This is a genomic window from Pseudidiomarina sp. (assembly GCF_048267825.1).
In the GTDB taxonomy this organism is placed as follows: Bacteria; Pseudomonadota; Gammaproteobacteria; order Enterobacterales; family Alteromonadaceae; genus Pseudidiomarina.
In genome coordinates, this window is sequence record NZ_JBLWWR010000001.1 from 375890 (window position 1) to 395240 (window position 19351).

The 19351-nt window shown below is 49.7% G+C and carries 15 protein-coding genes; 13 read left to right on the forward strand and 2 right to left on the reverse strand.

The features are described from left to right. Positions 1–56 precede the first annotated feature (56 nt). Together ACN0UN_RS01880 and ACN0UN_RS01885 are read left to right on the forward strand one after the other, a co-directional pair. Positions 57–983 (forward strand): AraC family transcriptional regulator, encoded by a 927-nt coding sequence (locus ACN0UN_RS01880; protein WP_417658473.1) that lies wholly within the window; start codon positions 57–59, stop codon positions 981–983. 8 nt (positions 984–991) lie between these two features. Next, entirely contained in the window at positions 992–1840 is an 849-nt protein-coding gene (locus tag ACN0UN_RS01885) for an EamA family transporter (protein ID WP_417658474.1), read from the forward strand. On the opposite strand, the gene ACN0UN_RS01890 is transcribed toward ACN0UN_RS01885, so the two are convergent. Beyond that, complete coding sequence (locus ACN0UN_RS01890) at positions 1837–3018, reverse strand: acetyl-CoA C-acyltransferase (protein ID WP_417658645.1); 1182 nt, start codon at positions 3016–3018, stop codon at positions 1837–1839. The genes ACN0UN_RS01885 and ACN0UN_RS01890 overlap by 4 nt on opposite strands. A gap of 104 nt (positions 3019–3122) precedes the next feature. On the opposite strand from ACN0UN_RS01890, the gene ACN0UN_RS01895 reads away from it, so the two are divergent. The 9 genes from ACN0UN_RS01895 to ACN0UN_RS01935 are packed head-to-tail and all read left to right on the forward strand — an operon-like array spanning position 3123 to position 15845. Then, positions 3123–3548 (forward strand): MerR family DNA-binding transcriptional regulator, encoded by a 426-nt coding sequence (locus tag ACN0UN_RS01895; RefSeq protein WP_339879365.1) that lies wholly within the window; start codon positions 3123–3125, stop codon positions 3546–3548. A 2-nt stretch (positions 3549–3550) separates the two neighbouring features. Further along, complete coding sequence (locus ACN0UN_RS01900) at positions 3551–4720, forward strand: isovaleryl-CoA dehydrogenase (RefSeq protein ID WP_417658475.1); 1170 nt, start codon at positions 3551–3553, stop codon at positions 4718–4720. Between the two features lie 21 nt (positions 4721–4741). Further along, the gene (locus ACN0UN_RS01905) at positions 4742–6349 is read left to right on the forward strand and encodes a carboxyl transferase domain-containing protein (protein WP_417658476.1); all 1608 of its coding nucleotides are present in this window, start codon (positions 4742–4744) and stop codon (positions 6347–6349) included. A 9-nt stretch (positions 6350–6358) separates the two neighbouring features. Beyond that, positions 6359–7147 (forward strand): enoyl-CoA hydratase-related protein, encoded by a 789-nt coding sequence (locus tag ACN0UN_RS01910; RefSeq protein ID WP_417658477.1) that lies wholly within the window; start codon positions 6359–6361, stop codon positions 7145–7147. A gap of 9 nt (positions 7148–7156) precedes the next feature. Further along, positions 7157–9115 carry an acetyl/propionyl/methylcrotonyl-CoA carboxylase subunit alpha gene (locus ACN0UN_RS01915; protein ID WP_417658478.1) on the forward strand — a complete coding sequence of 653 codons (1959 nt, stop codon included), beginning with the start codon at positions 7157–7159 and terminating at the stop codon, positions 9113–9115. 9 nt (positions 9116–9124) lie between these two features. Then, positions 9125–10036 carry a hydroxymethylglutaryl-CoA lyase gene (locus tag ACN0UN_RS01920; protein WP_417658479.1) on the forward strand — a complete coding sequence of 304 codons (912 nt, stop codon included), beginning with the start codon at positions 9125–9127 and terminating at the stop codon, positions 10034–10036. Beyond that, entirely contained in the window at positions 10033–11973 is a 1941-nt protein-coding gene (locus ACN0UN_RS01925) for an acetoacetate--CoA ligase (protein WP_417658480.1), read from the forward strand. The genes ACN0UN_RS01920 and ACN0UN_RS01925 overlap by 4 nt, the downstream gene beginning before the upstream one ends. A gap of 11 nt (positions 11974–11984) precedes the next feature. Continuing rightward, positions 11985–14198 (forward strand): putative bifunctional diguanylate cyclase/phosphodiesterase, encoded by a 2214-nt coding sequence (locus ACN0UN_RS01930; protein ID WP_417658481.1) that lies wholly within the window; start codon positions 11985–11987, stop codon positions 14196–14198. 3 nt (positions 14199–14201) lie between these two features. Beyond that, positions 14202–15845 carry an electron transfer flavoprotein-ubiquinone oxidoreductase gene (locus ACN0UN_RS01935; protein WP_417658482.1) on the forward strand — a complete coding sequence of 548 codons (1644 nt, stop codon included), beginning with the start codon at positions 14202–14204 and terminating at the stop codon, positions 15843–15845. A gap of 63 nt (positions 15846–15908) precedes the next feature. Here the strand turns inward: ACN0UN_RS01935 and ACN0UN_RS01940 are convergent, their stop codons facing one another. Continuing rightward, complete coding sequence (locus tag ACN0UN_RS01940) at positions 15909–16559, reverse strand: hypothetical protein (RefSeq protein ID WP_417658483.1); 651 nt, start codon at positions 16557–16559, stop codon at positions 15909–15911. Positions 16560–16782: 223 nt separating this feature from the next. On the opposite strand from ACN0UN_RS01940, the gene tsaA reads away from it, so the two are divergent. Together tsaA and ACN0UN_RS01950 are read left to right on the forward strand one after the other, a co-directional pair. Next, positions 16783–17496 carry a tRNA (N6-threonylcarbamoyladenosine(37)-N6)-methyltransferase TrmO gene (gene tsaA, locus ACN0UN_RS01945; RefSeq protein ID WP_417658484.1) on the forward strand — a complete coding sequence of 238 codons (714 nt, stop codon included), beginning with the start codon at positions 16783–16785 and terminating at the stop codon, positions 17494–17496. A 69-nt stretch (positions 17497–17565) separates the two neighbouring features. After that, on the forward strand, positions 17566–19272 hold the full coding sequence (locus tag ACN0UN_RS01950; protein WP_417658485.1) for a proline--tRNA ligase: 1707 nt from the start codon (positions 17566–17568) through the stop codon (positions 19270–19272). Positions 19273–19351: the final 79 nt, after the last annotated feature.

A 19351-nucleotide genomic window follows, 5' to 3' on the forward strand; every position in this document is an offset into this window, starting at 1 on the left:
TAACATCGACGATATTGCCCCTATAATGGACAAAATTGCGATCATCGGAGTAAACCATGAGCCAACCCTCATCGTGGCCGCTACCTACGGGCAGCTCACGGGTGGTATTGCCGTTACAATTAACGCGCCAACTTTCGCGGCATCCATTAACCAAGCACTTGTATCCATTGGCTTATGGCCATTATGTTGATGCCCTTGGCCACCAAGTTGAGCGCCTGCAACACACCGATTTTCTATTAATATTTTGCCATCGCGGCCAAGGGTGGTTTCGCACCCAACATGCCGCCGGTTCACTCGAAGCAGGTCAATTATTGTTACTACCTGCAGGCGAGTCACATGCCTATGCCGCGGCCAATGAGCAACCTTGGAGTATTTACTGGGCACATTTTCAAGGCTCAGCTGCCGCCGCATGCATGGACTTTCTTGAGCTAACCGCACAACAGCCCGTGCTCACACTAAGTCGCTGGCGGCAATTAATTCCGGTGGTCACCGACTTATTGAATTTACAAACGCAGCGGCATCAATTTGCTGCCGCCGTTGTAGCCGCAAGCCTGCTACAGCGCATTATTGTTGAGCTACCGCGCTTAACTTCGACCATGCAAGCGCCAGCTGGGTTCGATTTGCCCGCACTCGAGCGGTTCATGTACGACAATTCACATCGCGACTTAAGCCTAGACGAATTCGCTGACTTTGCTGGGCTCTCACGCTTTCATTTCAGCAAAAAATTTAAGCAGTTTACTGGCACCAGTCCCATGCGTTATTTTAATCAAATTCGGGTAAAACTGGCCTGCCAATTGCTCGACAGCAGTACCGATTCAATTCGTCAAATCAGTCAGCAGTTAGGGTTCGACGACCCCTACTACTTTTCGCGTCTATTTAAGAAAACCATGGGAATATCCCCACAATTTTATCGAGAAAGTTCAGTCGCTAAGGTACTCTCGCAAACCGACGTACTTTCATCATCAACAAACACCAAAACCTAGGAGCATCTATGTGGATTTTGTGGGCCGTTACCGCATTGTGGGCAGCAAGTTTTTCTCTAATCGGTGAGTTTCTCGCTGGCCAAGTTGACGGCTATATCGCAGTCTTTATCCGCATGGTGCTAGCGCTTGCGCTATTCCTTCCGCTGTGGCGTCCTGCCCGTTTAGCCTTCCGGCGACAATGGCAACTCGCATTCATCGGTGCCTTGCAGATTGGTGTTATGTATTTATTTCTGTATCACGCATTTCTTTACCTTACGGTACCAGAAGTGCTCTTGTTCACTATTTTCACGCCACTGTATGTGACCTTAATCGACGATCTGTTCTTTGAACGCCGCCATTTACCATCACAGTGGTGGCTTGCAGCAGCAATCGCTGTTATCGGTGCTGCGGTCATCCGGTTCGATGCCCTCAGTGATGCGTTTCTCACCGGCTTTTTACTGATCCAGGCTGCGAACATTTGCTTCGCCGCCGGGCAAGTTTTTTATAAGCGCTTAGAGCTTGGTGATGCACGCAACCAACTGCACGCCTTCGCGCTATTTTTTGTCGGTGCCACCATCACCTCAGGTATTGCCATGATGTTGTTTGCCGACTTTACAAAAACCCCCACCACCAATTTGCAGTGGGGTATCTTGCTGTGGCTCGGTCTCGGTGCCTCAGGTTTTGGATACCTGGCCTGGAACCTTGGCGCTAAACGCGTCAATGTGGCGCAACTGGCAACCATGAACAATATGCTGATACCTGCCGGCCTGATCATTAATTATGTATTTTGGGGGCAAGCCGTCGACTGGCTTCGACTTGCCCTAGGTGGTGCTATTCTGCTGGTCGCAGTTTGGCTTGCTTCAAAGCGCCGAAATTAAAGCATTTCTACCGCGACAGCCACAGCTTCACCGCCACCAATACATAATGACGTTACGCCGCGTTTTTTACCGCGGTTTTGCAAGGCGTGAAGCAAGGTGACTAATAGTCGTGCACCGCTCGCGCCAATTGGATGCCCTAAGGCACATGCGCCGCCATTTACGTTCACTTTGTCGTGATCCAAATCCATCTGTTGCATCGCTAACATGGTGACCATGGCAAAGGCTTCGTTGATTTCCCAAAGGTCAACGTCATCTTTGTTCCATTGTACTTTGTCGAGCAATTTGTTCATCGCACCAATTGGCGCCACCGTGAACTCAGCTGGAGCTTGAGAATGCGTAGCATGCCCAACAACGCGCGCCAACGGTTTTAAACCGCGCGCTTTAGCGTCACTTTCACGCATCAATACCAGTGCCGCAGCACCGTCAGAAATTGAACTTGAGTTTGCAGCAGTGATTGTGCCGTCTTTCGCAAACGCGGGGCGCAACCCTGGAATCTTATCAGGCATGGCTTTGCCCGGCTGTTCATCAATCTCAACCGTCACATCGCCCTTGCGGGTCGAATAAGTCACCGGTGTAATTTCATTCACAAACAAGCCGTCTTTAATGGCGTGTTGCGCGCGGCTCAACGATGCCAGTGCGAAATTGTCCATCGCTTCGCGACCAATGCCATACTCATCTGCAGTACTCTGCGCATAACAGCCCATGGCTTTGCCTTCATAGGCATCTTCTAAACCATCAAGCATCATGTGGTCATAGATTGCGTCGTGTCCCATGCGGAAGCCGCCGCGGGCCTTTTTCAACAAATACGGTGCATTCGACATGCTTTCCATGCCGCCAGCAACAACAACATCCGCCGAACCTACGTGAATAAGGTCATGCGCAAACATCACTGCTTTCAAACCCGAGCCACATACCTTATTGATTGTGGTTGCACCCGCACTGCGCGGCAATCCAGCATAGAGCGTCGCCTGACGTGCCGGAGCCTGACCTAAACCGGCCGGTAACACATTACCCATAATCACTTCGTGCACATCGTCACCTTGCAAACCACTTTCAGCAAGGGCTGCTTTAATTGCGATTGCACCTAAGTTCGGCGCACTTACTTCGCCGAGACTTCCTTGAAAGCCGCCCATAGGGGTACGTTTCGCGGCAACAATGACTACTGCATCAGACATAATATCTCCTGTTGGAATAACTAATAACGATTTCGGCATCTCTTACCTTTACGTTAACGTCAACTTGCATTAAGCTTAACTGTCTAAACAACCACAAGCAAGCAAAAATGAACGCATCAACTATCTACAGTATCGGTGAAATCGCGCGGGAATTCGACATTACCACCCGCAGTATTCGCTTCTATGAAGACCAAGGCCTGCTCTCTCCTAAACGGCAAGGGCAAACACGCTTATACACAAATAAAGATCGTGTGCGTTTAAAACTAATTTTGCGTGGCAAACGTTTAGGGTTTTCGTTGGCAGAAACGAAAAACCTGTTTGACCTGTACGACATGGAAAACAGTAGCGCACGCCAACTGCACACCGTATTAGCGCTGATTGACGACAAAAGAATGTCGCTCAAGCAGCAACTTGAAGACATCAAAGTACTATTGGTAGAACTCACTAACTTAGAAGATCGTTGTCGCGATGAGCTTTCAGAAATAGAAGCAAATCAAAAGGTAACGGGTTCTGTAGCACCAAATCAGGAGTAATTATGATCAGTCAATACACCACCTTTAATTTCGGCCTTGGCGAAACGGCAGAAATGATACGTGAGTCTGTGAATGCCTTTGCACGTGACGAAATTGCGCCGCGTGCCGCTGAAATTGATGAAAAAAATGAATTCCCTGCTGACCTTTGGCGCAAAATGGGTGACTTAGGTCTTTTAGGCATGACCGTACCTGAAGAATTCGGTGGTTCCGGCTTGGGTTACCTTGAGCACGTGGTTGCTATGGAAGAAATCAGCCGCGCCTCAGCATCCGTTGGCCTAAGCTATGGTGCCCATTCAAACCTGTGTGTGAACCAAATTGCCCGTAACGGCAATCAAGCACAAAAAGAAAAATACTTACCTAAACTCTGCAGCGGCGAGCACGTTGGTGCATTGGCCATGAGCGAACCCAATGCCGGCTCTGATGTGGTTAGTATGAAACTGCGCGCTGACTTGCAAGGTGACCACTACGTACTGAACGGCAACAAAATGTGGATTACCAATGGTCCTGATGCTGATGTGTTGGTGGTTTATGCAAAAACTTCACCTGAAAAGAACTCACGCGGCATCACTGCATTCATTATTGAAAAAAATTACCCTGGCTTTAGCACTGCACAGAAACTCGATAAGCTCGGCATGCGCGGTTCAAACACCTGTGAATTGGTTTTTGAAGACTGCAAAGTGCCGGTTGAGAACATTCTGGGCGAATTAGACCGTGGTGTTGAAGTATTAATGAGCGGTTTGGATTACGAGCGTGCCGTTTTAGCATCTGGCCCATGTGGCATTATGCAAGCGTGTTTAGACGTCGTGATTCCCTATCTGCATGACCGCAAGCAATTCGGTAAAGCGATAGGCGAGTTCCAGTTAGTGCAAGGCAAAGTGGCTGACATGTATACCCGCACCAATGCCGCGCGTGCATACGTTTATGCTGTTGCGCAGTCCTGTGACCGTGGTGAAACCACCCGTAAAGACGCTGCTGGCGCAATTTTGTATGCCGCCGAACTGGCCACGCAAATCGCACTCGACGCCATTCAATTACTCGGCGGTAACGGGTATATTAACGAGTACGCAACAGGTCGTTTGCTGCGTGACGCTAAATTGTATGAAATTGGCGCAGGCACCTCAGAAATTCGTCGCATGCTGATCGGCCGCGAGCTGTTCAGCGAATCCGCATAAGTAAAATCAGGAGTCGCAATCGTGACGGTATTAACCAGCACAGTGAACCCCAAAGACGAAACATTTTTGGCCAATCAACAAGCCATGCAGAGCGTGGTTGATGACTTGTACGCCAAAGCTGAACAAATTAAACAAGGTGGCGGCCCGAAGTATCAAGAACGTCATCTGGCGCGTGGCAAATTACTTGCCCGCCAGCGTATTGAAAAATTACTCGACAGCGGCTCGCCGTTTTTAGAAGTTGGTCAGTTCGCGGCGTGGGAATGCTACGACGATTACGTTCCCGCTGCCGGAGTGGTAGCTGGGATTGGCATGGTTGAAGGCGTGCAATGCATGATCGTCGCCAATGACGCCACGGTAAAAGGCGGCACCTATTACCCGCTGACCGTGAAAAAGCATTTACGCGCTCAGGAAATAGCCGAGCGCTGTCACCTGCCCTGCATTTACCTTGTCGACTCTGGCGGTGCTAACTTGCCACGTCAGGACGAAGTATTTCCAGATCGCGACCACTTCGGCCGTATCTTCTTTAATCAAGCCAACATGTCCGCCAAAGGCATTCCGCAAATCGCCGTGGTCATGGGGTTATGTACCGCTGGCGGTGCTTATGTGCCAGCCATGGCCGATGAAAGCATTATCGTAAAAGAACAAGGCACAATCTTCTTAGCAGGACCGCCACTTGTAAAAGCAGCCACCGGCGAAGAAGTGAGTGCTGAAGAACTTGGCGGCGCTGATGTTCACACCCGTATTTCTGGTGTTGCCGATCACTTTGCTATGAATGATGAGCACGCCTTGGCGTTAGCGCGCCGTTCAGTGGTGCGGTTAAACTATCAAGGTGCTGAAGCCGTGAAGCCAGAGCCGGTTAAAGAACCGCGCTTCGATGCCAAAGAACTGTATGGCATTGTCGGTACTGACCTGCGTAAGCCTTATGATGTTCGCGAAGTGATTGCGCGCGTGGTTGATGATTCTGATTTTGACGAATTCAAACAAAATTACGGCAACACCTTAGTCACCGGCTTTGCCCGTATTCACGGCTATCCGGTCGGTATTGTGGCAAACAACGGCATTTTATTTTCTGAATCAGCCCAAAAAGGTGCGCACTTTATTGAGCTGTGCGCCCAACGCAAAATTCCATTGGTGTTTTTACAAAACATCACCGGCTTTATGGTTGGTAAAAAATATGAAGCCGAAGGCATCGCGAAACACGGTGCCAAAATGGTTACCGCAGTAAGCTGTGCACAGGTTCCGAAATTTACGGTATTAATCGGTGGCAGCTACGGCGCCGGTAACTATGGCATGTGTGGCCGAGCTTATGACCCAACGCTGATGTTTATGTGGCCAAATGCCCGCATTTCGGTCATGGGTGGCGAGCAAGCCGCTGGCGTTATGGCGCAAGTGACCAAAGACAACTTGGCGCGCAAAGGTGAAACCATGAGCGCCGATGACGAGCAGAAGCTTAAACAACCTATTGTCGACACCTATGAGAAGCAAGGGCACCCTTACTATGCCTCTGCCCGCTTATGGGACGACGGCATCATCGACCCCGCGCAAACGCGGTCGGTGTTAGGTTTAAGTCTTGCAGCCGCCAACAATGCACCAATTGCCGACACCAAGTTCGGCGTATTCCGCATGTAAGGAGCACGCATGACTTATACAGCAATTGAATTACAGATAACCAATCATGTCGCTTGGCTAACGCTGAACCGACCAAAGGTACATAATGCCTTTGATGACAGCATGATTGCTGAGCTGCTTGATGCATTGGCTCATGTGCGCGACAACGACGCTGCGCGCGTGTTGGTGCTGCAGTCAAACGGTAAGAATTTTTCCGCTGGCGCTGACTTAGGTTGGATGCGCTCGATGGCTGCGAAAAATTACGACGAAAACATTGCCGATGCCGGCGAATTATCGCGCTTAATGCAAGAGCTCGACGAACTGCCCAAACCAACCATTGCGTTAGTGCAAGGTGCGGCCTTCGGCGGCGCGGTTGGGTTAGCTGCATGCTGTGATATCGCCTTAGCAACCCCAGCCAGCAGTTTTTGCCTGAGCGAAGTTAAAATTGGCTTAATTCCAGCAGTTATCAGCCCGTATGTGATGCGCGCGATAGGCACCCGCCATGCGCGTCGTTACATGCTCACCGCAGAACGCTTCGATGCTGAAGAAGCGGCGCGTATTGGGCTGGTACACAACGTGGTCGATAATCTGCAAGAGGCCGCAACACCGCTTATTGAAGCCTTGGTAGGCAATAGCCCCGCGGCAGTAACCGCGGCGAAACAGCTGGCGTTGGCCATTGATCAACAACCGCTCAATGCAAGTACGCGGCGTATCGCCATTGAACGCATCGCAGAAATTCGGGTTTCGGCCGAGGGCCAAGAAGGTCTTACAGCGTTTTTAGAAAAACGTGCGCCGAACTGGAAAACTTCAACCAAATAAGGATAAGCAATGTTGCAAAAATTGCTGATTGCTAACCGCGGCGAAATTGCATGCCGTGTTATTCGAACCGCTCGCGACCTTGGTATTCGTACTGTCGCGGTTTACTCTGATGCCGATCGCAATGCACAACATGTGCAACTGGCTGACGAAAGCATTCACATTGGCCCAGCGCCAAGTGCTGAAAGTTACCTGGTTATCGACAAAATCATTGCTGCCGCAAAAGAAACCGGCGCCGATGCCATTCACCCAGGTTACGGCTTTTTATCCGAAAACGAAGAATTTGCCGATGCCTGTGCCAGCAATAACATCATCTTTGTCGGCCCACCGACCAGTGCCATTGCGGCTATGGGATCAAAAAGCGCGGCTAAATCAATAATGAGCGAAGCGGGCGTGCCGCTAGTGCCGGGTTATCACGGCAGCGACCAAGATGTTGAAACACTGCGCAGTGAAGCTGAGAAAATCGGCTACCCCGTGCTGCTTAAAGCTGCCTACGGTGGCGGCGGTAAAGGCATGCGTGTGGTTGAAACCGCGAAACAGTTTGATGAGGCGTTAAGCTCTGCCAAGCGCGAGGCACAAGCGTCATTCGGTAACGATAAAATGCTGGTGGAGAAATTCATCGGCAATCCCCGTCACGTCGAGATCCAAGTCTTTTGCGATGAACACGGTAACGCCGTTTACTTGGCTGAGCGGGATTGTTCAGTGCAACGCCGTCATCAAAAAGTAATTGAAGAAGCGCCGGCACCGTCTATCAGCACCAAAACGCGCACCGAAATGGGTGAAGCCGCAGTGCGCGCTGCTCAAGCAATAGACTACGTTGGTGCGGGTACGGTTGAGTTCTTGCTCGATACTGACAATAAATTCTACTTCATGGAAATGAACACCCGCTTGCAAGTTGAGCATCCTGTAACTGAAATGGTTACCGGGCAGGACTTGGTCGCTTGGCAGCTGCTGGTTGCCAGCGGTGAGCCGTTGCCACTTGCGCAAGACCAAATTGAGGTGAATGGGCACTCGTTCGAAGCGCGAATTTACGCCGAAGACCCGGAACACGAGTTCTTACCAAGTACGGGTACCCTGCATGTGTTGCGTCCACCACAGGCCAACGCCCATGTGCGCATCGACAGCGGTGTTATCGAAGGCGACGTGGTCAGCTCTTACTACGACCCTATGATTGCCAAGCTGGTGGTCTGGGGCGAAAACCGCACCATTGCGTTACGTCGTCTCATGCAAGCATTAAATAACTATCGCGTTGCTGGCGTACGCACCAATATTGATTTCTTACGGCGCATTGCAGGGCACAAGAAATTTGGCCAAGCCGAACTCACCACGCGCTTTATTGAAAAATATGACGCTGACCTATTCACCGACACCAGCCACTTAGTGAATGACTACGCCGTTATGGCGACACTGGCTGAACGCTTGGATGAGAAAGCCAGCAAATCAGAAAACCCATGGTTGACTCAGCATAGCTTCCGCATGAATCAGCCACGCCAGTTTGGCTTAAGTTTGCAACATGGCGATGACTTGCTGGAGATCAATTTGACTGAGCGCGATAACGCTTGGTACCAAGCCGAGCATGACGCCGCATGGCAGGTTGATCGTATCGGCGAGCAATTATTCTTCACCCGTAACGGCCGTCGCTTCAAAGCGCACGTGATGCGTGCTGCGCATGAAATTGTCGTAATGACAGAACACGCGAGTTTACGCTTTAATCGCCACAACGTAACCGATACACTTGAGCAAGAAACCGCTGCGGGCACGCTCACTGCGCCGATGAACGGCACGGTCGTTCAAGTTATGGTTGGCGCAGGCGATAACGTCACCGCTGACCAAGCCTTGGTAATCATGGAAGCCATGAAAATGGAATACACCATTCGCGCACCACGCGATGGGGAAATTGATCAAGTATTCTACCAAGCCGGCGACTTAGTCAGCGATGGTGCCGAGCTCATTAGTTTAAAAGACGAATAAGGACAACCCATGGCATTGCCTAACCAGGTAAAAATTGTTGAAGTCGGCCCGCGTGATGGCTTGCAGAACGAACTTGCCGTGCCGGTTGAAGCAAAGATTGCATTGGTCAATGCATTGGGCCATGCCGGCCTAACATACATTGAAACCGGCGCATTTGTGAGCCCTAAATGGGTGCCACAAATGGCGGATAGCAGTGACGTTTTTGCCGGTATCGAGCGCTTGCCTGGGCGTACCTACGCCGCTTTAACGCCCAATTTGAAAGGTTTTGAAGCGGCAGTTGCCGCTGGTGCCGACGAAGTCGCCATTTTTGGCGCGGCATCAGAGGCATTTAGCCAGAAAAACATCAATTGCAGTATTGCGGAAAGTCTTGAGCGTTTCGCACCCGTGATTGCGGCAGCACAGGCGCGTAACATGAAAGTGCGGGGTTATGTCAGTTGTGTATTGGGCTGCCCCTATCAAGGCGAAGTAGCCCTCACTGACGTTGCCTGGGTAGCTGAGAAACTATGGCAGATGGGCTGCTACGAGGTATCGCTGGGCGATACCATTGGCGTAGGCACACCGCTTCATGCGCAACGCATGCTCAGTACCGTGGCCGCTAAAGTACCTATGGAGCACTTAGCGCTGCACTTTCACAATACTTATGGCCAAGCTCTGGCCAATATCGCCAGTTGCTTACCTATGGGTGTTGCCACCATCGATAGCGCGGTGGCGGGACTCGGCGGCTGCCCCTATGCCAAAGGTGCCAGTGGCAATGTGGCCACAGAAGACGTGGTCTTTATGCTGCACGGTATGGGCATAGATACCGGTATCAACTTAAATCAACTCGTTCAAGCCGGTGCAGATATATGCCAACATCTCAATCACGGCCCGCGCTCGAACGTTGCAATCGCAGAACTTGCAAAACAGGATCGCACACCATGACAACACCTATAATGTGGCAACCTGACTCAAGCCAAATTGCTGCGGCGCGCATGACCGACTTTATGCGAACCGTCAACCAGAAACACAATCAATCATTCGAGAATTACGCTGACTTGCACGCTTGGTCAGTTGACCAAAATGAAGCCTTTTGGAGCTCAGTTTGGGACTATTTTGACATTATCGGCGAACGCGGCGAGCGTACGTTGGTCGATGGCAATAAACTGCCCGGCGCGCAATGGTTTCCAGATGCGCAGCTCAATTTTGCCGAAAATCTGCTCCGCTTTAATGACGATCACATTGCGATCGTGTTTCGCGGAGAGAACGGCGCACGTCAGCAACTCACCTACGCAGAATTACGTCATGAAGTCGCGGCGCTCGCTTCGGCTCTGAAAAAGCAAGGCGTTAGCGCCGGTGACCGCGTTGCGGCAATGATGCCCAACTGCATCGAAACCATCATTGGTATGCTGGCCACCACCAGCTTAGGCGCCATATGGTCAAGCTGTTCGCCAGACTTTGGCGTGCAAGGCGTGGTTGATCGTTTCGGTCAAATAGAGCCAAAAGTATTTATCACCGTTGATGGCTATTTTTATAACGGTAAACAACTGGATATCAGTGAGAAAGTTGCTGCAATTCGTGAGCAACTGCCTTCCGTTGAACAAACCATTGTCGTTAACTTTGCTGGTTTCAACCCAAAATTCAGTGCCGGTATAAGCGCATGGAACGACTATCTTGATCGCAGTACCACCACGCTCGAATTTGTTCGTATGCCATTCAATGCCCCGCTCTACATCATGTTTAGCTCAGGCACCACGGGCGTTCCGAAATGCATCGTACATGGCATTGGCGGCACCTTGCTGCAACATGTGAAAGAACATGGTTTGCATACCGATATTGACCGTGACGATGTGGTTTTCTACTTCACCACCTGCGGCTGGATGATGTGGAATTGGTTGGTGTCTGGCCTCGCTCAAGGCGCCACCCTACTGCTGTTTGACGGCTCGCCTTTTTATCCGGGCCCTGAAGCCATGTGGGATATCGCCGAACAAGAAAAAATCAGTGTGTTCGGCACCAGTGCCAAATACCTTTCGGCACTCGAAAAAGCTGAGTACAAACCAGCTCAGCACCATCAATTGAGTGCCCTGCGCGCAATTCTCACAACGGGCTCAGTATTGGCGCCAGAAAGTTTCGATTACGTGTACCGCGACATTAAACAAAACATCTGCCTGTCCTCTATTTCTGGCGGCACTGACATTGTTTCTTGTTTTGCCTTGGGCAATCCGATATTGCCTGTATACCGCGGTGAGCTGCAATGCAAAGGGCTCGGCCTTGATGTGCAAGTATTTAACGACCAAGGTGTTGCAGTGACCGAACAAAAAGGTGAGTTAGTTTGCTGTAAAAGCTTTCCTTGCATGCCAATTGGTTTTTGGAATGATGAAGACGGCCAGCGTTATTTCAATGCTTACTTTGCACGGTTTGATAATATTTGGGCGCACGGCGACTATGCTGAAATCACCGAACATCAAGGCGTTATCATTTACGGGCGTTCAGATGCAGTACTGAATCCAGGTGGCGTGCGCATTGGCACCGCAGAGATTTATCGTCAGGTTGAAAAAATTGATGCGGTTTTAGAAAGCATTGCCATCGGCCAACGCTGGCAAGACGACGAACGTGTAGTGTTATTTGTGCGTTTACGTGATGGCGTTGAACTTACTGAAGACCTGCAGCAGCAAATTCGTAAAGTGATTCGCGCCAACGCCACGCCGCGCCATGTGCCTGCCGTTATTGCACAAGTAACCGACATACCGCGCACTATCAGTGGCAAAATTGTCGAGTTAGCGGTGCGTCAAGTGGTGCACGGTGAAACGGTTAAAAATACCGATGCATTAGCCAACCCTGAAGCCTTAGCGCAATTTAAAAATCGCGCTGAGCTGCAGTAAAAGGACGCCCCATGAAGAACATGCGTTCACTCCTATTTACCGCCATATTTGGCTTAGGCTTAACCGCCCTGGCCACGGTATTGCTGGAGCAATACGACCACCGGCGCGTAAATGAACGCATGCAATCGGATGCCCAGAGCCTGCAATCCAATGTGCGTGGTAGCCTTATTCAGCTACTCTATGCCGGTGAGCTGGCGAGCGAGCTCTTGCAAGTCGGCGAGCGCGAGCCGTCAGCGCAGCTGCCCGTTTTGCAACAGGCTATGTCGACGTTTTATCAGTCAGTGCGACAAATTGTCGTGCTGGATGAAAATCTAAACCTGCTGGATCAAGAGCTATTGGCTGGCAATGAGTTGCTGAATGTCGCCAATTATGAAGGCAACGCAACCCAACTGGCCAAGCTTAAAGAATTAAATAGCGGCACCGCGCTTGTCGACGCCCAGAACTTATCTCTGCATAGTCACGACCTTGCATTATTTATTCCTTTAACGCATGCCGAACAGCGTTACTTTATTGCGCTGGTCATTGACGTTAAAGAATTGCTCAAGCAAAGCATTCATCACCATATTATTGAAGGCTATCAAGTTGAAGTGCATCAAAATAATACGCTGATTTACGCTTTTGCGGGTGAACCGGATCTCAAACATGAGTGGTCGGCTGAATTTACCATCCGCGCGGCCGACAACAATTGGCAATTTCATTTATGGCCAACCGCTGAAAAATTCTCCCAACTGCATCTCGTCAATTCCTATGTGGTGCCTTTAATCGGCATGTTTATGACCGGCTTTCTGATGCTGCTGGTTTTTCGCATGAACATGTACGAGCAAACCATTAAATCACTGCAACACGATAAGGATGAATTGGGCGTTCAGCTGAAAAAACGTGACGAAGTTGAAAAGCAATTGGCATTTCTTTCGGAACACGACGCTCTTACCGAAGTACCCAACCGCAACGCGCTGCTGCGTTATCTGCACGAAACACTGCCCGAGCTTGCCACAAAACAAGGTCAGCTGGTTGCCATTCAACTGAATGTTGATCACTTCAAAGATATTAATAATGCACTTGGTCACAAAATCGGTGACGAGCTATTGCGACGACTTGCCCACCGCTTGCAGCGCTGTGTGGTCAATTTTGACTTTATCGCACGTATTGGTGGCGATGAATTCTTAGTCATTAAGCAAGGGATAACCACTGACGAGCAAGCGATGGAGATCGCTGAGCAGTTAGTCCGTAGTGTGAAACCTGAGTTTTATATCAACAGTCACGAAGTCTACGCCTCAGCGTCAATGGGTATTGCGTTCGCTAATGACGCTGACTTTGATGCTGACAACTTGCTGCGCCATACCGATGCCGCGCTGAATCAAGCCAAGAAGTTTGACTACCATGGCATCAATATTTATACCCGTACGCAACAGTCCGAGCTATCAAAGCGTCAATTTGTTTTAGAACAGTTACACAAAGCTGTCGAAACCAATCGTGTCGAAGTGCATTATCAGCCGGTGTTTGATTTACGAACGCAAACCATTACTGGTTTTGAAGCACTCATGCGCTGGCGGCAAGATGATGGCGAACTCGCCCTGCCCGATCAGTTTTTACCGCTGATTGAAGACACGGGGCTGATTGTTCCATTAACGGATAATTTATTAAAACGCGTACTGACTGATTACCGCGCGTGGCTTAAAGATGGTAATACCGAACTAACCATCGGTATCAATCTTTCCGGCAAGCAGCTCGCGCTGCCAGAACTGCCAGAATTATTAGCCAATAACTTACGCCGAAATCAGGTGCCGCCAGAAAACCTTCACATTGAAATACGTGAAGAACTTTATTGCAGCCATGCCTGCCAGCCGGATGGTATATTGGCAAAATTGAAAGAGCTTGGTGTGAAGCTAACGGTTGACGGTATGGGCTTAAATCATAAAACCATTAAAGCGATGCAGCATTGCCCGCCCTATTTATTAAAAATCAGTCAACCCTTAATGAGTGATATTCCGCATAACAAAATACAAGCACTGATTGCGGAAACCATGATTAAATTCGGCCACGAACGCAGCATACAAGTCAGCGCTGTGGGCGTGGAAACCCAGCAACAAGTCGATTTTTTATTACAACGTGATTGTTTGTCTGCACAAGGTTATTACCTTGCTCGGCCAGTGCCCGCAGACCAAGTGCCAACAATGTTGGCAAACCCAACAATCCCGAACAATTACGTGCCTTATCAGGAGTAAACTATGCAACGCGAAAGTATGGAATTTGATGTCGTTATCGTCGGTGCCGGCCCTGCTGGCTTAAGCTGTGCGATTCGGTTAGCGCAGCAAGCTCAAGAACGCGAGCAAGAGCTCATGATATGTGTGGTAGAAAAAGGCTCTGAGGTGGGTGCCCACATTTTGTCAGGCGCCGTATTTGAGCCGCGCGCCCTAAATGAACTCATCCCCGACTGGAAGGAGCGCGGCGCGCCCCTGAAAACAGCAGTCACCGATGACCAAATCATGCTCTTCAAAAATGCGGAGAAGGCAACGCGTTTACCCGGCTTTATGGTGCCAAAAACCTTCCATAACCATGGCAACTATGTCGCCAGCATGGGGAACCTTTGCCGTTGGTTGGCTGAACAAGCTGAACAACTTGGTATCGAAATATTCCCAGGCTTCCCAGCTGCGGACATTATCCTGGAAGAAGGCCGCGTTGCTGGCATTATTACCGGTGATATGGGTCTTGATAGCAACGGCGAACAAAAGCCGGGCTTCGAACCCGGCATGGAATTGCGCGCGAAATACACCGTATTCGCAGAAGGCTGTCGCGGCCACTTAGGTAAGCGCCTGCAGCAGCAGTTCAACCTGGCCGAAGGCAAATCGCCTCAGCATTACGCCATTGGTTTCAAAGAAATTTGGGACGTCCCTGCCGAGCAGCATCAACCTGGTTTAGTCGTTCATACCACCGGCTGGCCACTGACTGATGAAGCCAGCGGTGGTGGCTATCTGTATCACGCCGAAGACGGTCAGGTGTATGTTGGTCTCATCGTTGACTTAAACTACAGCAACCCGTATTTGAATCCGTTTGGTGAATTCCAGAAATTCAAAACCCATCCCGAAATAGCCAAAACCCTACAGGGTGGTAAGCGCGTAACTTATGGCGCGCGGGCCATTACGAAAGGCGGTTTTTATGCCCTACCGAAAATGACCTTTGCCGGTGGTGTGCTGGTTGGCTGTAACGCTGGCACATTGAACTTCGCAAAAATAAAAGGCAACCACACAGCCATGAAATCGGGCATGTTGGCTGCGGAAAGCATTTTCGCAGCACTGCAAAATGAACAGGTTCCAGCTGAATTGCCCGACTATGCAGAACGCTTTGAGCAATCGTGGTTATACGACGAACTGTATCGCTCACGTAACTTTGGTCCGGCAGTTCACAAGTTCGGTACTATTTTAGGCGGTGCATACAACACGCTCGATCAGAACTGGTTTGGTGGCAAACTGCCGTTTACCATCAAAGATGAAACCACAGATCATAGCCAAATGCGTAAAGCCAGCGAGTGCAAACCGATTGACTATCCAAAGCCTGACAATAAACTCACTTTTGATCGCCTTTCGTCGGTATTTTTATCCAATACCAACCATGAAGAAGATCAACCGTGTCATTTGAAATTAAAAGACGCATCTATTCCACTCAACGTGAATTTACCCGAGTATGCAGAACCAGCTCAACGCTACTGCCCTGCCGGTGTTTATGAAGTGGTTGAGGAAAATGGCGAAGCCGTATTTAAAATAAATGCGCAAAACTGCATTCACTGTAAAACCTGTGACATTAAAGACCCATCGCAGAATATTACCTGGGTTACCCCAGAGGGCACCGGTGGCCCAACGTATCCAAACATGTGATGTATAAAGCCCAACAAAAAACCCGCCACTTGAGCGGGTTTTTTATTGCTTACAGGCGGGCGCTTAATGCATATGAACGGTTACCTCGCCAACGCCGTTATCAATGTTGATGCGGCTTTCACCAGTCGAATACGCGCGGCTGTTTGCCGTCATTAAAAAGCGGTTGTTCTCGATATTTCCTGTACCTTTGATGGTGCTATCACCGACCCCCACATCGACTTTTACACTGGAATAATCACCGTATAAATCAAGATTAACTTCACCAACGCCAAGATCAAATTGCAGATTGGTTGTCCATAGCTCACCTTCAATAACACCCACACCTAAATCGGTATCAACCCGTGCAACTTTAGGTAATTTGATTACCCAGTCAATTTGAATACCGTCTTGTTTCGGTACGCTTAACGTAATACGGTTGCCAGACTGCTTTGCCTCAAGCTCCGCATCTTCAACATGTCCGTCTTTATTGAAAAAAGTGTCGTCGTCTTTATACGCGCGAATCGCAACGTGCATCACGTCACCTTCGGTACGTTCAAAGGTGATTGTTCCTACACCTGAGTCGAACTCAACTTCAGTAGCAGCTGTGACCGTATATTCCGCTTCAATATTTTTTTCTTCTTGTGCATGCGCAGTCGCGGTAAATGGGATACTCGCTAGAGTTACTCCAGCAATCATACAAAACGCGATACTCCAAGTTGTGCGTTGGCGGTTCATTGTTGTCATCTCCATAACAGTGTCAGTAGTTACCGTCTTATTCAGACGTTTTAAAATTCGTCAAAGTTTATGAAGCAATTATCATGCCAAATTAACTTATTGCTATTTATCAGTAGGTTATCGGATTTCAATAATGAAATAAATTCACCATAATTGGTCAAAATTACAAATTTATGCTCAAATGACTGCATCTTTAGCCCTGCTCACTCAAAAGTTCACGCCCATGCATTCAGATAGTAACTTACAACCCATCGGTATTATCGAGTCGCCCTATGCACAGAAGTTTGCGGTGCCGCGGCAACCCGGTTTGGTGCCAGCCGCACGTGCACAAATCATCCTGCAGCATGCGTTTGCAGACGCTGATTGCGTGCGAGGCCTTGGGGAGTTTTCGCATATATGGGTGCTGTTTCTGTTTCATGAAACGCAGGCGCAAGGCTGGAAGCCGCTCGTGCGCCCGCCTCGCCTCGGCGGCAACGAAAAGCGCGGCGTATTTGCCACGCGCTCAACATTTCGCCCCAACGCGATTGGTATGTCCGTGGTTGAACTGGTGAGTATTCAACATCAGCCCGGCAAAACCATAATTGAAGTAAATGGCGGCGACTGGGTCAATCAAACGCCCGTTATCGACATAAAACCTTACCTGCCCTATGTGGATGCCATTCCCGCAGCGCGCGGAGGCTTTGCACCAACTTCGCCGGAAGCGCAATTGCGTACGGTTTTCTCGGCCTCAGCCCAACAACAACTGACCGAACTTAACCCATACTACCCAAATCTCGCGCTACTTATCGAGCAAGTTTTGGCGCAAGACCCACGCCCAGCCTATCAACGCGAAGGCAGCAACAACCGCGAATATGGTATGACGCTGTACGACGTAAACATTCGCTGGCAAGTACGTGAACAAGAAAATCATGTAATAAGTATCAGTAAAGGCTTTTGACACAAGCCCGCGACTGGTAGAATTTCGCCTTACTGCACCGTTGAACTTTTGCTGGAATATGGGGAACACATGCGTACCAGCCAATATTTGTTAGGAACGTTGAAAGAAACACCTGCTGACGCAGAAGTAATAAGTCATCAGCTTATGTTACGCGCTGGCATGATCCGCAAGGTTGCTGCCGGGCTTTACACCTGGGCGCCAACTGGCTTGCGTGTATTGCGTAAGGTTGAACAGGTTGTGCGCGAAGAAATGGAGCGCGCAGGTGCTTTGGAAGTATTAATGCCCATGGTTCAACCCGCTGATTTATGGCAGGAGTCCGGTCGCTGGGAAGACTACGGTCCGGAGTTATTGCGCTTGCACGACCGCAACCAACGCGAATTTGTCTTGGGCCCAACCCATGAGGAAGTTATCTGTGAACTGGCGCGCAAAGAGATCAGCAGCTATAAACAGTTACCGCTGAACTTATTCCAAATTCAAACCAAGTTTCGCGACGAAATTCGCCCGCGCTTCGGGGTCATGCGTTCACGTGAATTCATCATGAAAGACGCCTATTCCTTTCATTTAGATCAAGACAGCCTGCAACACACCTATGACGTGATGCACGGCGCGTATTGCCGTATTTTCGAGCGCTTAGGACTTGATTACCGCCCTGTTATCGCCGATACCGGCTCGATTGGCGGTAGCTCGTCGCATGAGTTCCATGTGTTAGCCAGCTCTGGCGAAGACGACATCGCATTTTCAGATAGCTCTGACTATGCCGCCAACGTAGAACTCGCCGAAGCGGTCGCGCCTAGCATTGAGCGCCCTGCAGCAACCGCTGCAATGGAAAAAGTTGCAACGCCAGCGGCAAAAACGATTGCTGCGCTTGTTGAGCAATTTAATTTGCCGATTGAGCAAACCGTTAAAACACTGATTGTGCATGGGGCCGAAGAAGGCCAATTGGTTGCTTTGATCATTCGTGGCGACCATGCCCTTAACGAAATTAAAGCCGCCAAACATGCGCAAGTAGCCAGCCCACTAACCTTTGCAACAGATGAAGAAATCCGTGCTGCGGTTGGTGCAGGCCCAGGCTCTTTGGGGCCGGTCAACTTGCCGATGCCAATTATTGTTGATCGCAGTGTTGCGGTAATGGCTGATTTTGCTGCCGGTGCCAATGAAGACGGTTTTCATTATTTCAATATCAACTGGGAACGCGATGCGGCAATGCCTGATGTTGCTGACTTACGCAATGTGGTTGCTGGTGACCCGAGCCCATGTGGTCAAGGTACCTTGCAAATAAAACGTGGCATTGAAGTGGGTCATATTTTCCAGCTTGGTAAAAAATACTCTGAAGCAATGAAAGTTGGCGTGTTAAACGACAGCGGTAAACACGAAAGCTTAACCATGGGTTGCTATGGTATTGGTGTGTCGCGCATTGTTGCGTCAGCCATTGAACAAAATCACGACCAATACGGTATTATTTGGCCCGCCGCATTAGCGCCGTTCCAAGTTGCTCTAGTACCGATGAATATGCACAAATCGGCGCGCGTGCAAGAAGTTGCTGAACAGTTGTATACAGAGCTACAAGCCGCTGGTTTTGATGTGCTGTTTGATGATCGCAAAGAACGCCCTGGCGTTATGTTTGCAGACATGGAGCTGATTGGGGTTCCACATCAAATCGTTATTGGCGAACGTAATTTAGACGAGCAAGCGGTTGAATACAAATGCCGTCGTAGCGGTGAAAAGCAAAAGTTAGCTATCGCTGATGTGGTTGAAACCATCCGTTCTAAGGTTTAATCACGTACCACTGTGTTAAAAACAAAAGCCCCGGCATGTTCAACATGTCGGGGCTTTTTATTACCTTGAACCCTAATTA

Excerpts from the sequence above, each read along its gene's own strand:
- ACN0UN_RS01880 (WP_417658473.1), top strand. The coding sequence starts at position 57 with ATGAGCCAACCCTCATCGTGGCCGCTACCTACGGGCAGCTCACGGGTG.
- ACN0UN_RS01885 (WP_417658474.1), top strand. The coding sequence starts at position 992 with ATGTGGATTTTGTGGGCCGTTACCGCATTGTGGGCAGCAAGTTTTTCT.
- ACN0UN_RS01895 (WP_339879365.1), top strand. The coding sequence starts at position 3,123 with ATGAACGCATCAACTATCTACAGTATCGGTGAAATCGCGCGGGAATTC.
- ACN0UN_RS01900 (WP_417658475.1), top strand. The coding sequence starts at position 3,551 with ATGATCAGTCAATACACCACCTTTAATTTCGGCCTTGGCGAAACGGCA.
- ACN0UN_RS01910 (WP_417658477.1), top strand. The coding sequence starts at position 6,359 with ATGACTTATACAGCAATTGAATTACAGATAACCAATCATGTCGCTTGG.
- ACN0UN_RS01915 (WP_417658478.1), top strand. The coding sequence starts at position 7,157 with ATGTTGCAAAAATTGCTGATTGCTAACCGCGGCGAAATTGCATGCCGT.
- ACN0UN_RS01920 (WP_417658479.1), top strand. The coding sequence starts at position 9,125 with ATGGCATTGCCTAACCAGGTAAAAATTGTTGAAGTCGGCCCGCGTGAT.
- ACN0UN_RS01925 (WP_417658480.1), top strand. The coding sequence starts at position 10,033 with ATGACAACACCTATAATGTGGCAACCTGACTCAAGCCAAATTGCTGCG.
- ACN0UN_RS01930 (WP_417658481.1), top strand. The coding sequence starts at position 11,985 with ATGAAGAACATGCGTTCACTCCTATTTACCGCCATATTTGGCTTAGGC.
- ACN0UN_RS01935 (WP_417658482.1), top strand. The coding sequence starts at position 14,202 with ATGCAACGCGAAAGTATGGAATTTGATGTCGTTATCGTCGGTGCCGGC.
- ACN0UN_RS01940 (WP_417658483.1), bottom strand. The coding sequence starts at position 16,559 with ATGAACCGCCAACGCACAACTTGGAGTATCGCGTTTTGTATGATTGCT.
- tsaA (WP_417658484.1), top strand. The coding sequence starts at position 16,783 with ATGCATTCAGATAGTAACTTACAACCCATCGGTATTATCGAGTCGCCC.
- ACN0UN_RS01950 (WP_417658485.1), top strand. The coding sequence starts at position 17,566 with ATGCGTACCAGCCAATATTTGTTAGGAACGTTGAAAGAAACACCTGCT.